Genomic DNA, 15,845 nt, shown 5'->3' on the forward strand with positions numbered 1-15,845 from the left:
ATCAGCTGCCGGCTTCTTGCGCTTTATGGTTTAAGCCAGTTATCGACCCATTGGCGGGCTTCCTGCCAGTCATTGACCCGTATGACGCCGTTAGGGATACTGTCCTGGTTATATGGAGTATTGAAAAGAATTACCGGAATATCCAGCTCTTCATGGATGGAAACTGCATTATCGTGCTTGTCTTCAAAAAAGATATCCACATTATATTTATCAGCTGTCGATACCTTGTCATGAGATCCGATAAGCTCGATATGGTGAAACAAAAGATCCTGGTAGTTGAACCATTCTTTAGTAATCTCTATCAGGTGAGCAGGGCGGGCACTGATAAAGTAAAGTTCATGTGAGTCTTTCCAGCGGTCAAGAACCGGTTTTGCACCTGCAGCCAGCGGAGACTCTTGATAAATGGTGCCTTCTGTTCTCTTGAACCATTCACCGAATACTTCAGGAGTTATATTCAATACTTCTGTAAGTTCATACTGTGTGATGTCATTCAATGTCAAATTTAAATTAAATTCCTTGTTGATATAAGGAAGGAGAGACGTTGGACATGTTACAGTGCCATCAATATCTATTCCGAATCTTTTCTTCATCAGTACATCTCCTTATTTTCTTAAAAAGTAAGAAAGTATAAAAGTTTTGTCATATAAATTAGGTTTGCGATTCTGCAGGCAGCTTCAGAGCACAAAGGACATACCCAACCGCTTTCCTTTAGTAAAAGTGTACCATATTTTCTTGTTAATAAAAGGGGAATTGACTTGTTTTGTTCAGTATTGACAATCATTAGCATAGGTAAAATCACAACTTTGACAAACACTATAAATGCTCCTGAACACGGAAAGTGAGGGATTGTATAATGGCAGAAGAGAGACGCAAAAATGACAGCGTTCACCAAGATCTTCAAAATATAGACATCTACAATGACTATATCAATGTTAATGACAATCCGGAAGTTGAAGTGGTTCAAAATAAATATAATGAAGAAACTGCGGCAGAACTTACAACTCCGCTGGCTCTGGGCAGCGACTATGAAAGGGATACTGCTGAAGAATCCACAGCATCCGGCAGGATCTTAGGCTATTCTGCTCTGGCTCTTTCCATATTGTCACTGTTCATCGTACCTGTGTTGTTTGGGGCTGCAGGGATCGTCCTTGGGTTTGTAGCAAGGCGCCGGGGAGCAGAAGGTGTTGGAGCATGGGCAATCGGAATCGGTGCTGTTTCCATCATTGTCGGCATCTTCGTCTTGCCGTTCTTCTAAAACAATTGTCAACGGAACTTGGGAGCATTCCGTATGACAAAGAAAAAGCTTGGCTGTGAGCCAAGCTTTTTCTTATACTTCCTGTTTCTCTTCTTCTTCTCTTTGTTTTCTGTAGTGTTCTTCAGCAAGAATATCAATTTCTTTTTTAAGTTCTTCAACCATTGTTTCTTCAGGGACTTTTCGGACAGTTTTACCATGTCGGAACAGAAGTCCTTCTCCACGGGCTCCGGCTATACCGATGTCGGCCTCGCGGGCTTCACCGGGACCGTTTACTGCACAACCCAATACAGCAACCTTGATTGGTGCTTTTATTTTGGAAATGTACTCTTCGACTTCGTTAGCGATGCTGATCAAATCGATTTCGATTCTTCCGCAAGTAGGACAGGAGATCAATGTGGCCGCATTGGAAGCAAGCCCAAAGGACTTCAGTAATTCTCTTGCTACTTTTACTTCTTCAACAGGATCGGCACTCAATGAGATTCGGAGGGTGTTTCCGATTCCTTTGCTCAGTAAAGCTCCTAGTCCGGCAGCGCTTTTCACTGTTCCTGCAAAAAGTGTTCCTGATTCAGTAATGCCAAGGTGCAATGGATAGTCGAATGTTTGCGCCGCTTTTGTATACGCTTCGATAGCGAGGTTAACATCCGATGCTTTCATTGAGACGATGATATCATGGAAATCCAGGTCTTCCAGAATCTTGATATGGTGAAGAGCACTTTCCACCATCCCGTCAGCAGTAGGATATCCGTATTTCTCGAGGATTTTTCTCTCAAGGCTTCCGGCATTTACACCGATACGGATTGGAATCCCTTTTTCTTTGGCAGCCTTTACAACTGCTTCCACTTTTTCTCTTCTTCCGATATTCCCTGGATTGATTCTTATTTTGTCAGCCCCGCCTTCAATAGCTTTCAAGGCAAGCTTGTAATCAAAATGAATATCGACAACTAAGGGGATATTGATCTGTTTTTTGATATCTGCAATCGCATTAGCTGCTCTTTCATCAGGACAAGCAACACGGACCACTTGGCAGCCTGCTTCTTCAAGGCGGTGTATTTCTTTAACTGTAGCTTCGACATCGTGCGTTTTGGTTGTTGTCATACTTTGTATTATGAGCTCGTCATTGCCGCCGATAGTTAAATTTCCGACTTTGACAGGACGAGTTTTAGAACGATGGATTATTTCACTCAAGGGTTATTCGCTCCTTTTGGAAAATTCATTTATAGTGAAACAAAAAAATAATTTAAGCGTACGAAAGTATTGTAACAATCTTTCCTTAGAGTTGACAAGAATTAGATAGCGGGCAGGGAGGAAATAGACACCTTTATGTCCCGGTATTGCTGCCGGTTTGCAGAAGAGCTAGTAATTCGGCAGTTTATATGACCTTCCAATTTGTATCTCGTGGGGAGACTGGCCTTCATTCAATATTTCAAAATCTGTAATTAACTGATCGATCGGAACGGGGAGAGGCCCATCCAGCTGTTGTTCCATTAGAGATAATATTGTATCCCCTGATTTCACTTTTACCGTGAAATATTCTGGGGAATTCGCTTGAACAGGCTCTTCGTTTTCATGCGAGGGTTGATTATGCACAGTTACAGTCACTTCTGCCACCTTTGGGAGAGACCCTGCTTTTAAATCATAATATATGCTATATGAAACAATCATAATCACCAAAAAAATGTATAGCTTTTTCAAATTACCGCCTCCAACTTCCAATCCCTATATGTGAGCCAGCTGCCGGCCTTTGAAGCATAAATCATCATAAGATATGATTCGGCACCATCATGCTGCTTTCCTACCTGCTACCTTCTTTTTCAAAAATTTTGCTTATTTATTGATCAGGAAATATGACACAGTTCCAAAGTAGCGAATTTAAACAAGTATTACACAGGATTTACATACCCTTAACATTTCTCTGTGAAAATGGAGAAGGATGAGAATTGTCGAATGATTTATGTCGATGAGCAGAAAAGTGTCGTAATGATTTGATTAATGGAGGGACTAAGGTTGAGCAACTGGAAGAATTTCTTAAAGAAGGTTTCTACTCAGAAGAACATTGGTCGGTTGAAAAGGAAAAGCAAAAATACAACAGAGAGAAATGAACAGCATGGTAAAGCATTTTTTTCAAAAGTCAGCCTGCAGACCCGGCTGTTATTTTTATTTATTTTCCTGCTTGTGATATCAATCAATGCGGTTGGAATCAGTTCGTACCTAAAAGCTAAGGGTACAACAATTAGTACCATAGAAAACAGGCTGATCCGAGAAGCGGAATTGATGGCTTATGTGGCTGAAAACTTAAAGTTCTTATATGTCAGTGATGAGGACTATTTTATGCAGCAATTAGAAATCAGTATCAGGGATCAGCAGAAACAGCTTAAAAAGGACGGAATGGAGTCTCATATCTACTTTTTTTCTGATAATGAAATCACCCCATTTAAGGTAAGCAAAAACTCAGATCTTGTGTTTACAGAGGCTGTTCTGAAAAGGATATCTGAGGAAACCAAAAAAGTTCTTCATGAAGAAGTGAACGGGGAAGAATTTACAATTTCAATTATGAAACTTAAGGAGATCAATGGTAAATATGTATTGGCCGTCCCTGCCAAATCATATCTAGGTCCTGTCAATCAAATGGCACAATTCACTGTCATAGTTATATTGGTCAGTTTGGCCATTACGACTGTACTTATCATTCTGTTTATTCGGAGTTTTACAAAACCTCTTGTACAGCTGCAAAACATAATGAGAGAAGTAAGGAATGGGAACTTGAGGCAAACAGCGGATATCGATACAAATTTACCCGAGATATACTCGCTTAAGAAAAGCTTTAATATGATGATCGAACAAATGAGAAATGTCTTGAATGAACTGGATGTGACGACCAATGAACTGAAGACGACTGGAAATGATCTCAGTCATTCTTCTGATGATGCGCTGAATTACAGCCGCCAGTTAATTGAAGCAATCAATATTGTCCGGCAAGGCGCTGAGCAAACTGCCAGCAGTTCCGAAAGCAGTGTAAACGGATTTCATGCCATGAAGGGGAAAATTCAATTGCTATTGGCAAATATGGATAAGGTACATAAAAGTTATGAAGATATGAATGAGTCTGCAAAGCGGGGAGAGAAGTATAATACGGACCTTATTAGCACCATCCACTCTTTTGAGAATGATTTTGACCATATGACCTATACCGTTCAGGAAGTAAGGAACCATTCTCTTTCAATCACGAATTTAGTCGGTTTGATAAAGGGTGTGGCTGAGCAGACAAAACTGCTGGCTCTTAATGCAGCGATCGAAGCAGCAAGAGCTGGAGAATCGGGGAAAGGGTTCGCAGTAGTGGCAGACGAAGTAAGAAAGCTGGCAGATCAGTCTGCTAAAGCCGCAGAAGATATTACTCGTTCTATAGCAGGTATGGAAGGTGTTACGATTAAAGCAACAAAAGAGTTTGACGGGATGCTTGCTAAGATAAAAGATAACCTGAAGATTGCTAATGAATCGAAGGATTCCTTTGATGAACTAATGGATGAAGTCGGGACAGTCAGCGGCAATCTTGATTGTATGCAAGTGGAGCTGAAAGAATTAAAGGAGGTGCTTCCTCAACTGGAGCAGGCGACAATAAGCTTTTCTTCAATATCACAGGAAACATTGGCAAGCAGTGAAGGAATGCTTGCTACAAGTGAAAATCAAATCACCCAAATGGAGACAACCCATGAAATTGGAATGCAGCTAAGAGCTCTTTCTGTTTCATTATCCGCGCTATCCAAAAGATTCAGTTTAAAATAGAAAATAGTTTACCTTAGTTGATGGGAATTTAAAGATGTTGTCTTTATTGTTAATAAGGCAGTTGGCTAAAAGGGCAAAACAGCAACAAGGTTTACGAAAAAAGGGAACTGGATTTATTCCAGTTCCCTCAGGCTGTCGAGAAAGTCTCGACAGCCTTTCCTTTTGTTTGAATACTTTAATAATTCACCGCGTTAATATGTTAAAATATAATTATAAAACAAAGGTGGGTGTTATCGTGTTTAATACTAGAAAAGACATGCAAAATGAAATCGAATTTATCTCAATTGAAGAGTTAGTCCCCCAAGATCACCTTCTAAGAAAAATCGATCAGTACATAGATTTCTCCTTTATCCTCGAAAAGGTTCGTCCTTACTATTGTGAAGACAACGGGCGTCCTTCATTAGATCCCCTCGTCTTATTTAAAATGATGTTTATAGGTTATTTATATGGAATTCGTTCCGAACGCCAACTTGAAAAAGAGATTCAAATGAATATAGCTTATCGTTGGTTTTTGGGTCTTCGACTCGGTGACTCCGTCCCTCATCACTCCACCATCAGTTGGAATCGTCATCATAGGTTTAAAGGAACGAATATTTTTCAAGAGATCTTTGATGAAATCGTTCTTCTGGCCATCAATCATAAAATGGTCGGCGGAAGAGTTCTATTTACTGATTCAACGCATCTGAAAGCGAATGCTAACAAACACAAATTCACCAAAAAAGTCGTAGAAGTCGAAACACGGGAATATGTGGAAGATTTAAACAAAGCTATTGAAGAAGACAGGAAGAATAACGGAAAAAAGAACTAAAGGACCGCGAGGAGGTGAAGGATACAAAAGAAATAAGAAAAAGTAACACAGACCCAGAGAGTGGATTTATGTCGCGTGACCAAAAACAAGAGATGTTTTGTTATTTAGATCACCGGACGACCGATATGAAATTCAATATTATTACCGATGCCTTTGTCACTCCTGGTAATGTCCATGATTCTGTACCTTACCTTCAGCGTCTTGACCGTCAGATTGAACGATTCAATTTAGAAGTAGAAGCTGTCGCATTAGATTCCGGGTATCTCACGAATCCGATTTGTAAGGGGTTGGCTGATCGTACAATATACGGAGTGATAGCTCATAGAAGATACCATCCTACAAAGGGGCTTTTTCCAAAATGGAAGTTTATTTATAACTCAGAAGAAAACCACTATATTTGTCCAAACGGCCAGACTTTGCCTTACCGCACGACAACCCGTGAGGGGTATAGAGAATACAAATCCGATCCTAAACAATGTGCACAGTGTCCTCTTTTACAAGAGTGTACACGTTCAAAAAACCACCAAAAGGTAGTGACACGCCATGTTTGGGAGGAACATAAAGAACAAGTAAGGTTGAACCGGTTGTCAAAGTCCGGAAAAATGCTTTATAAATTTAGAAAAGAAAAAGTTGAGCGAAGCTTTGCAGATTCAAAACAACTGCATGGGCTTCGCTATTGCCGGTTAAGGGGAATACAAAATGCAAGTGAGCAGGTGTTGCTTACCGCAGCTTGCCAGAACATGAAAAAGATTGCCACACACCTAGCCAAGAAGGGCTAGGTGTGTGGGAGGCTATTTTCAGTAAAATTTGGAGGGTAATTTCAACAATATATTTAACCACAAAAAAAGCTTGTAGAGAAAAACACTAGGTTTCTCTACAAGCTGAGGGAACTGGATTTATTCCAGTTCCCTTTTTCTTCCTCATTTAGCTTTTCTTTGCGGAATTTCTTTAACCGTTAAGTAAAGAATAAGACCAATAACAATCCAGTCTAAAAACAGACTTCCAGGAATGAAAGTGTTTAACATTTCCATGATAGTGAAAAAGACAGTTGAAAGAGTGATGCTGTAAGCGGTGATCCTCCATGATTGTCTATATGGAAGGTTCCGATTTATGGTATTGGCGAAAAGCAATCCGAGCAGAGCGAAAATACTGACTTTGATGAATGTCATTCCTGCAGAGAAAAGGTATAAGATCACTATGAACACTGAAAGGATAATTCCCTTAAGTGAATCAATGGATTCCAGGAAATCGGCGATATCTTCATTGTCTGCATTCAGGCCATCAAACATCGAATAAGCATAAGACTGAATCTGACCGGCTGTAACAACGGCAAGTTCATCTTCTAAGAGCGCGACTGCATTCCCTTCTTCAACAAGATCAGCCTTTTGGTATTCACCTGAACTGTCAAGAACAATCGTGAAGTTGTCTTTTTCAATCGTCACGGGTTCGGCAGTCTCGGAAGTCAGCACTCCATTCGATATCAAGAATGGCGGTAAATCATTGTTAACAGTTTCCATGCTTTCTTCGATCGCTTCATTGGAAAAAACGGTCAAGTTGTATGCAGCAGGCAAGATGGATACCAATACCAGAAGGAAAATATACAAGATCGTTTTTCCTATTCCCTGAAAACGGAAAGTCGCTATATCCTTGGGAGAATATAAACTTTTGTATAGCTGCTTGAAAATATTCATGAATTGAGACACTCCCTATATAATTGTACTTCCTCATTTTATGCTTCAACAGGAGGATACTTCAAGCTTTAAAACCGGAATGTCAGGTCTTCACTTTTTTTTATTAAGAATTCACTCACACAGTGAGGAAAAATATATAAAAAAACTCTTTACTTTATCTCAATTTTGCTTTAATAATTGAAATGGGTTTTTGTTGTTAAATGTCGAAATATTTATTTAGGGGTTGAAATCTTTGGAATTAAATTGGCAAGAGATGTTATTTCAATTTTTTGGCGGTCTTGGGATTTTCCTGTTTGGTATCAAGTACCTTGGAGATGGATTGCAGAAATCTGCTGGTGACCGTTTAAGGGATATTCTTGATAGATTCACGACCAATCCTTTTATGGGTGTACTGGCTGGTATAATTGTAACGATTCTTATTCAGTCTAGCAGTGGTACCACAGTCATTACAGTCGGGCTTGTCAGCGCCGGGTTCATGACCCTTCGCCAGGCGATTGGGGTTATTATGGGGGCAAACATCGGTACCACAGTTACAGCCTTCATCATCGGAATCGATCTTGGTGAGTATGCACTTCCGATCATTGCAGTAGGTGCAGTGATGTTATTCTTCTTCAAGCACAAGAAAGTCCAATATCTGGGACAGATTGTGTTTGGATTTGGTGGTCTGTTTTACGGACTGGAACTAATGAGTGGAGGAATGAAACCTCTTCGTTCCTTAGAAGCGTTTACTGATCTGACAATCAGTATGAGTTCAAACCCTATTCTGGGGGTAGTTATTGGTACATTATTCACGGTAATTGTACAAAGCTCTTCAGCGACAATCGGTATCCTTCAGGGACTTTATGCCGAAGGCCTTGTAGATATCAATGCTGCATTGCCGGTGCTTTTCGGTGATAATATTGGTACGACGATTACAGCTGTCCTGGCAGCAATCGGTGCATCTGTAGCCGCAAGAAGAGCAGCGGCAACGCATGTGTTATTTAACTTGATTGGAACAACGATCTTTCTGATTATATTACCGATTTATCACAGATTAGTTGAATTCTTGCAGGATGCCCTGAACCTTAATCCTGAAATGACGATTGCCTTTGCACATGGAACATTCAACTTAACGAATACGATCATCCAGTTCCCTTTCATTGGTTTACTGGCAGTAATCGTTACCAAGTTGATTCCTGGGGAGGACGCCCTGGTTGACTATAAAGCAAAACATCTTGATCCAATGTTCATTGAACAGTCACCTTCCATTGCACTTGGACAAGCAAAGGAAGAGGTTCTTCGCATGGGTGAATTTGCGGTGAAAGGCTTGGAGGAATCCAATAACTTCCTGAAAACAAAGCAAAGCAAACATTCGGATGTTGCTTATCAAATTGAAGATGCAATCAACAACCTTGATAAGAAAATCACGAATTATTTAGTGGATATATCTGCTGCTTCATTAACAGAAGCAGAATCTGAAAAACATTCGATCTTAATGGATACAGTAAGAGATATTGAACGTATAGGAGACCACTTTGAGAATATCCTTGAACTGGTTGAGTATCAGCAGGCCAATAAAGTAAAGATCACTTCGGATGCCATGGCTGATTTGGACGGTATGTTTGAACTGACAATTGAAACTGTCAAAAAGGCTGTTTCATCTTTAGACAATAATGATCATCAGCTTGCACGTGAAGTTGCTGAAAAAGAAGACATGATCGATAAAATGGAACGTAAACTGCGTAAGCAGCATATCCTCCGCCTTAACGAAGGGTTATGCTCAGGGCAGGCAGGTATTGTTTTCGTTGACATCATCAGCAACCTGGAGCGCATAGGAGACCATGCAGTGAATATTGCTGAAGCTGTCCTTGGAGAAAACGATTAATATGAGTGTATAATAGGACTGACCGGGGGAGTGACCTCTCTCGGCCAGTCTTTTTTTGTATGGGGAGGTAACATATTGGAGATTATCTATTGGGGAATAATTATCATTTTAATCGCAGCTGCATTTATCGGTTTGGTCTATCCTATCATACCAAGCGTACTTGTATTGCTCGGGGCTTTCCTTCTTTATGGCGTGTTATTCAGCTTTGACCCATTCAACTGGCTCTTCTGGACTATTCAGGGCCTTTTTGTTGTTTTATTATTCGGTGCAGATTATGCTTCAAACTTGATTGGGATCAAAAGGTATGGCGGCACGAAGGCGGGAATATGGGGAAGCACCATCGGACTGCTCGTAGGCCCGTTTGTCATTCCGGTTGCAGGAATTATTGCCGGTCCGTTCTTAGGTGCAGTTATTGGAGAGATGCTGGTAAACAAGACGGGCTTCAAACAGTCATTGAAAGTGGGAGCAGGGTCACTGATCGGCTTTATTTCAAGCATGGTCACAAAAGGAATCATCCAGATCATCATGGTCATTTACTTTTTCGTTCTGGCACTTTGATTTTGAACCAAGCTAAAAAAGAATAGAACTCTCTTTTTTGGGGATTATAATTATGTCATCAAACTTTTTGCTTTCTTCGAGCATTTTGTTTGATGAGAAGATTTTTATTTGGTAATCTAAAAATGAAAAGTCCGGAATCGTTGAACGATTCTAAATATTACATAGGGAGGAATTTTATCATGGCATTTGAATTACCGCAATTACCTTATGCTTACGATGCATTAGAACCACATATCGACAAGGAAACAATGAACATCCACCATACGAAGCATCACAACGCTTATGTAACTAAGTTGAACGACGCATTGCAAGGAAACGAAGAACTTCTTAGCAAATCTGTAGAAGAAGTTGTCGCTAACCTTGATGCTGTTCCTGAGGGAGCACGCACTGCAGTCCGCAATAACGGCGGCGGACATGCAAACCACTCATTATTCTGGACAGTTCTTTCTCCAAACGGAGGCGGAAACCCAGAAGGTGAGCTAGCTGACGCAATTTCAAGCAAATTCGGCAGCTTTGAAAAGTTCAAAGAAGAATTTGCAGCTGCAGGTGCCGGCCGCTTTGGTTCTGGATGGGCTTGGTTAGTAGTAAACAACGGAGAGCTTGAAGTGACAAGCACTCTTAACCAGGACTCTCCTCTAATGGATGGCAAGACACCTATCCTTGGGCTTGATGTTTGGGAGCATGCTTACTACCTGAACTATCAAAACCGCCGTCCTGACTACATCAACGCATTCTGGAATGTAGTTAACTGGGATGAAGTTTCTAAGCGTTACAGCGCAGCAAAATAATAACATTCTCAAAAGAAGGTTCCTTCGGGGCCTTCTTTTTTATGTCTTTTGCGGCGAAACATGCTGTTAAAGAAATAACTAGAGCTGAAATTTTCACTTGATGATGCGAAGGTTAGGTTAATATCAGCCTCCTTCTTTTTTTAATGGGTATAAGTTGCTCTCCTTTTTCAAAAAATAAGTGCAAGATAAAGGGGAGTAATAAAAATGACCAGGTTTAAAAGGATTTTGGGTGATATTGAGTTAAAGAAAGATATCGTATTTCTTTTGTTGATCGGCGGATTATATTCCATGAGTGTCGCTTTATCCAATACATTTGTGAACATTTATCTATGGAAACAATCCGGAGAGTTTTTAGACCTCGGGATTTATAATTTAACAGTAGTAATCTTCCAGCCGCTGACATTTATTCTGGCCGGCAGGTGGGCTAAAAAAATTGATCGGGTGATTGTACTTCGGACAGGAGTGATTTTTTTAGCTTTATTCTATCTTTCCGTCCTGTTTTTCGGTGAAAATGCCGGAGACAACCTGATAATACTCGGTGCTCTTCTTGGGATTGGATATGGTTTCTACTGGCTGGCTTTTAATGTTCTGACCTTTGAAATTACCGAGCCGGAAACAAGAGACTTTTTCAATGGCTTTTTAGGGACCCTTACATCCGCAGGTGGAATGGTCGGACCGATATTGGCGGGTTATATTATTTCAAGGTTTGCTTCTTTTAAAGGGTATACGATTGTATTTGGTTTATCCCTTGGCCTGTTTTCACTTGCGGTTGTTTTAAGTTTCTTTTTAAAGAGACGGCCTGCACACGGAAAGTATTGGTTTAGAAGAATATGGAAAGAAAGGAAGTTCAATGAAAACTGGCGCTTGATAACAGATGCTCACTTTTTTCAAGGCTTGAGAGAAGGAACGTTCATTTTCATGATCTCCGTATTTGTTTTCATCAGCACAGGCAGTGAATTTGCAATAGGGACCTTCGGATTGATTAATTCTGGAATTGCGTTCATCGGATACTTTCTGACCTCCAGATTGATCAAAAAAAAGCATCGCAAAAAGTCGATCCTTATCGGGGGATTAATCCTTTATAGTGCAATCTTTCTGATTGTATTTGACCTGACCTATCCGAAACTTCTTCTGTACGCGGGAATTATCGCAGTAGCGTATCCCCTGTTGCTGGTTCCTTATATTTCAATGACCTATGACGTTATCGGAAAAGGATGGAAAGCGGCTGAAATGAGGATTGAATATATTGTTGTCCGGGAAATATTCCTTAATCTGGGGCGAATCGTCTCAATCCTGTTATTTATATTTGCGATTACGTTTTTTAATGAAGAAAAAAGTATTCCAATATTGCTTCTGATCCTTGGGTCAGGCCATAGCATCATTTACCTGTTTATCCGGAAAGTGAACCTGTCCATGACGTAATAACAATTTAGCAGAGAAGGTAAAGCGGCTTCTCTGCTTGTTTATTGAGCAAAATTATATGGAAAATATTGATTTATTAACCATGAGTTGTTTTGGGTGGAAATGATACTTCACTTTCTATAATATAGAGTGTATAAGCATGTAATAAATTAGACGATTAATATAGAGGAAGGACTGGAAGAGGTTGAAAAATAATAAGAAAAAGAAAAAGACGCATGTGCCTGTACGGATGAATCTATTGTTCTTTGCGGTCTTTTTATTATTTTCTTTACTGATTTTGCGGCTGGGTGTCGTACAAATTGTCTCTGGGGAAGAGTACAAACGCGAAGTCGAAAGAACAGAAGACGTGCTCGTAAATAACAGTGTGCCGAGAGGGAAGATTTACGACCGGGTAGGGAATGTCATCGTCGATAACACTCCGATGAATGCAATCACCTACACAAGAGCACAGTCCACCAAGTCGGAGGACATATTGAAGGCTGCACGTGATTTAGCTCAATTGATTGACGTAAATCCAGATGCTGTAACGGAGCGTGATAAGCAAGATTTTTGGATTTTAAACAATCCAGATAAAGCGGATGACAAGGTATCGAAGGAAGAGGAAGCTGAGCTAAGAAAGAATGAGGAGTTATCTTCCGATGAAATTAACTCAAAGATTTATCGAATGACCCTTGACCGAATCACGGAAGAGGAACTCGGCTCTTTCTCTGAACAGGACTTGGAAGACCTTGCAATTTTCCGTGAAATGAACAGTGGTTATGCTCTCTCGCCGCAGATTGTTAAAAATAAAGGTGTCACGCAAGAAGAGTTTGCCAGGGTCAGCGAGCACTTATCTGAACTTCCAGGAGTGAATACTACAACCGATTGGGAAAGAACATATGTATACGATAAGACTTTGCGTTCGATCCTTGGAAATGTTTCCTCCTCACGGGAAGGGCTTCCCAGCGAGTTAGTAGATTACTATTTAGCCAGGGATTACAGCCGAAATGACCGTGTTGGCAAAACGTACTTAGAACTTCAGTATGAAGATGTATTGAAAGGGCAAAAAGAAAAAATTAAAAACATTACCAAAGATGGAAGCGTTATTGAATCAGTTCTGATGCAGGAAGGGCAGCGGGGAAAAGATGTCGTCCTTACCATCGATATGGAACTGCAGCAGGAAGTTGAAAAGATTGTGACGGAAGAATTACTGAAAAATGTAAATCAATCACGATCTCCCTATTTAGATCGGGCATTTGTTGTCATGATGGATCCAAATAACGGAGAAATCTTAGCAATGGTAGGAAAAAGATACGGGAGAGATCCTGCTACAGGAGAATATAAGGTTTTAGATTATGCATTGGGAACATATACTTCTTCTTATGAAGTTGGATCAGTGGTCAAAGGGGCCACTGTAATGACAGGGTACATGACAGGGTATTTGTCCCCTGGTGATAACCTTTATGACGAGCCAATCAAAATAGCTGGAACAGAAAAAAAAGCATCATGGTTTAACAAGAATGGCGGTGGGAATCAATGGATGAATGATAGATTTGCTCTAGAGATTTCATCTAACTCATACATGTTCAAAATTGCCATGAAAATTGCTGGAAATCCTAACTATGTCTATGATGCTCCGATTAGCGGTTCTGAAGAAGACCTAAACAACCTTAGGTACCATTTTAATCAATTCGGTTTAGGGGTCAAAACTGGGATAGACTTACCGGGTGAAATAGATGGTTATAAAGGGGAGTTTGTTACTCCGGGTAACCTGCTTGATTTCGCAATAGGCCAGTTTGATACCTTTACTCCTATGCAGCTTGCTCAATATGTTTCTACTGTAGCAAACGATGGATACAGAGTGGCACCTCATCTGCTTAAAGAAGTTCGTGAGCCAAGTAAAGAAAGTTCAAGTATGGGACCTATTGAAACGGTATTTGAACCAAAAGTATTAAACAAAGTTAATGTAACTCAATCACAAATTGAAAATATCCAGCAAGGCTTCTATCAGGTATATCATCATTCAAAAGGTACAGCCGTTGATTATTTTAATAATGCTCCATACGTGGCTGCAGGTAAATCAGGAACAGCAGAGGCTTGCTTCCCTGATCCGGAAACTAACAGATGCATACCAGGTACAAATAATACAACATTAATTGGATATGCTCCTTACGACCAACCTGAGATTGCCTATTCTACAGTTGTTCCATGGTCTCATAATAGTGTACAAGATCCGTACATCAATAAAGAAATCTCAAGAAAAATCATGGACGTATATTTCGAACTAAAGAAAAAACGAGAAAAAGAAGGCATGAACTCCAATGACGTGGAGAAGAAGGTAGAAAACGTAGAAGATGCAGAAGAGCTGCAGGAAGAAACAAGACAAGAGAATGTCTCTGGAGACAATGAAGAAGATAATGGAACAGAAGAATAGAAAACCTCTAATGAAACCTTTCCCTGTGAAAGGTTTCTTTTTTTTGAATAAATACATTATGAAGGAAGAATGTATTTATATTTCGAGAAATGTTGACTGATTTTATAGAAAATAAACGTGAAAAAAGTCGAATTTACAAAACCTTTACAATTGATTAAAACCGGATTAACACTCATCTATTATTCTATTACTCGTAGGACAAATAACAAAATTTCTTAGGGGGAATTTAGAAATGAAGAACTTCAAAGGATTGCTACTGCTAGTAGTAATGGCAGCACTTGTAATGTTTACTGCTGCGTGTGGATCTAACAACGGTAACAATGCAGCCAATAATGGCGGGAACGCTGAAGGTGGAGATTCTGCCTCACTTGAAGGAAGCGTAGTAATCGATGGTTCCGGTACAGTTTATCCGTTCATGGCTCAAATGGCTGAAAACTATATGACTGAAAATGAAGAAGTATCAGTGGAAGTAAGCCGTGCAGGAACATCTGCAGGATTCAAGAAGTTCTTAGTCGAAGAAGGCGGCACAGACTTCAACGATGCCTCTCGTGAAATCAAAGATGAAGAGCAAGCCCAAGCAGATGAATTGGGAATCGATGTAATGGAATTCCAAGTTGCACTTGATGGTTTGACTTTCGTTATCAATCCTGAAAATGACTGGGCTACTGAAATGACTCAAGAAGAAGTTGTAAACATCTTCCTTGCTGAAGGTGGAGTAACAAAATGGTCCGATATCAACCCTGAATGGCCGGATGAAGAAATCAAGCCAATGGGTCCAAATGAAAACCACGGTACGAACGAGTTTATGTTTGAATCAATCATGGAAGAAGAAGATTTTGTTGATAGTGTAAACCTTCAGCAGGAATACTCTACTTTAGTTGACCTTGTATCTAAAGATAAGAACGCGATCGCATTCTTTGGTTATGGGTACTATGAAAATAACAAAGACAAGCTTGGCGCAGTTGCTGTTGACTTCGGGAATGGCCCGGTTGAACCAAGCCTTGAAACAATCGGGTTAGGGGATGCAGCTTATGCACCATTCACACGTCCAGTATTCACTTATTTGAATGCGAACATGGCGCAAGAAAAGCCACAGGTTCTTGATTATGCAAAATATATCATGAACAATGCTCAGGATGTTGCTGCAGAAACTGGTTTTGCTCCACTTTCTGATGAAACAATTGAGGAGAATTTAGCGAAATTAGAAGAAATTCAATAACAGTTGAGTAATTACAATAATACTCAGAAGATGAGAAGATAGGCCTT

13 protein-coding genes are annotated in these 15,845 nt (G+C 40.1%); 9 read left to right on the plus strand and 4 right to left on the minus strand.

Annotated elements, in window-relative coordinates:
* Nucleotides 1–23: 23 nt before the first annotated feature.
* Nucleotides 24–590: a 5' nucleotidase, NT5C type gene (locus M1E09_RS06410; RefSeq protein ID WP_456274021.1), complete on the minus strand. Its 567-nt coding sequence runs from the start codon at nucleotides 588–590 to the stop codon at nucleotides 24–26.
* A 263-nt stretch (nucleotides 591–853) separates the two neighbouring features.
* Here M1E09_RS06410 and M1E09_RS06415 point away from each other — a divergent pair, with 263 nt between their 5' ends.
* On the plus strand, nucleotides 854–1,255 hold the full coding sequence (locus M1E09_RS06415; protein WP_456274022.1) for a DUF4190 domain-containing protein: 402 nt from the start codon (nucleotides 854–856) through the stop codon (nucleotides 1,253–1,255).
* A gap of 72 nt (nucleotides 1,256–1,327) precedes the next feature.
* Here M1E09_RS06415 and ispG read toward each other — a convergent pair whose 3' ends face one another.
* Together ispG and M1E09_RS06425 are read right to left on the minus strand one after the other, a co-directional pair.
* A complete protein-coding gene (ispG, locus tag M1E09_RS06420; protein ID WP_409251377.1) occupies nucleotides 1,328–2,440 on the minus strand; it encodes a flavodoxin-dependent (E)-4-hydroxy-3-methylbut-2-enyl-diphosphate synthase in 1,113 nt (370 codons plus the stop codon).
* Nucleotides 2,441–2,608: 168 nt separating this feature from the next.
* Nucleotides 2,609–2,947 (minus strand): hypothetical protein, encoded by a 339-nt coding sequence (locus M1E09_RS06425; protein WP_456274023.1) that lies wholly within the window; start codon nucleotides 2,945–2,947, stop codon nucleotides 2,609–2,611.
* Between the two features lie 312 nt (nucleotides 2,948–3,259).
* On the opposite strand from M1E09_RS06425, the gene M1E09_RS06430 reads away from it, so the two are divergent.
* Together M1E09_RS06430 and M1E09_RS06435 are read left to right on the plus strand one after the other, a co-directional pair.
* Nucleotides 3,260–5,035, plus strand: coding sequence for a methyl-accepting chemotaxis protein (locus M1E09_RS06430; protein WP_456274024.1), 1,776 nt, complete (start codon nucleotides 3,260–3,262; stop codon nucleotides 5,033–5,035).
* A gap of 256 nt (nucleotides 5,036–5,291) precedes the next feature.
* Nucleotides 5,292–6,622, plus strand: a protein-coding gene (locus tag M1E09_RS06435) for an IS1182 family transposase (RefSeq protein ID WP_456274917.1) whose coding sequence is annotated in 2 segments (ribosomal slippage) — nucleotides 5,292–5,832 and nucleotides 5,832–6,622 — 1,332 coding nt in all. Because the reading frame shifts where the segments join, the coding sequence is not laid out codon by codon here.
* Nucleotides 6,623–6,763: 141 nt separating this feature from the next.
* Here the strand turns inward: M1E09_RS06435 and M1E09_RS06440 are convergent.
* Complete coding sequence (locus M1E09_RS06440) at nucleotides 6,764–7,534, minus strand: DUF1189 domain-containing protein (RefSeq protein ID WP_456274025.1); 771 nt, start codon at nucleotides 7,532–7,534, stop codon at nucleotides 6,764–6,766.
* Nucleotides 7,535–7,787: 253 nt separating this feature from the next.
* Between M1E09_RS06440 and M1E09_RS06445 the strand changes: the two genes are divergently transcribed.
* From M1E09_RS06445 to M1E09_RS06470, 6 genes are all read left to right on the plus strand, one after another.
* Nucleotides 7,788–9,398, plus strand: coding sequence for a Na/Pi cotransporter family protein (locus M1E09_RS06445; protein WP_456274918.1), 1,611 nt, complete (start codon nucleotides 7,788–7,790; stop codon nucleotides 9,396–9,398).
* Nucleotides 9,399–9,473: 75 nt separating this feature from the next.
* Complete coding sequence (locus tag M1E09_RS06450; RefSeq protein ID WP_456274026.1) at nucleotides 9,474–9,956, plus strand: DUF456 domain-containing protein; 483 nt, start codon at nucleotides 9,474–9,476, stop codon at nucleotides 9,954–9,956.
* Nucleotides 9,957–10,135: 179 nt separating this feature from the next.
* Nucleotides 10,136–10,744, plus strand: a complete 609-nt coding sequence (sodA, locus tag M1E09_RS06455; RefSeq protein WP_456274028.1) for a superoxide dismutase SodA — start codon at nucleotides 10,136–10,138, stop codon at nucleotides 10,742–10,744.
* Between the two features lie 204 nt (nucleotides 10,745–10,948).
* On the plus strand, nucleotides 10,949–12,166 hold the full coding sequence (locus M1E09_RS06460) for an MFS transporter (RefSeq protein WP_456274029.1): 1,218 nt from the start codon (nucleotides 10,949–10,951) through the stop codon (nucleotides 12,164–12,166).
* A gap of 229 nt (nucleotides 12,167–12,395) precedes the next feature.
* Nucleotides 12,396–14,579 carry a penicillin-binding transpeptidase domain-containing protein gene (locus M1E09_RS06465; protein WP_456274919.1) on the plus strand — a complete coding sequence of 728 codons (2,184 nt, stop codon included), beginning with the start codon at nucleotides 12,396–12,398 and terminating at the stop codon, nucleotides 14,577–14,579.
* Nucleotides 14,580–14,811: 232 nt separating this feature from the next.
* Complete coding sequence (locus tag M1E09_RS06470; protein WP_456274030.1) at nucleotides 14,812–15,798, plus strand: PstS family phosphate ABC transporter substrate-binding protein; 987 nt, start codon at nucleotides 14,812–14,814, stop codon at nucleotides 15,796–15,798.
* Nucleotides 15,799–15,845: the final 47 nt, after the last annotated feature.

The organism is Bacillus sp. AK031 (assembly GCF_053903065.1).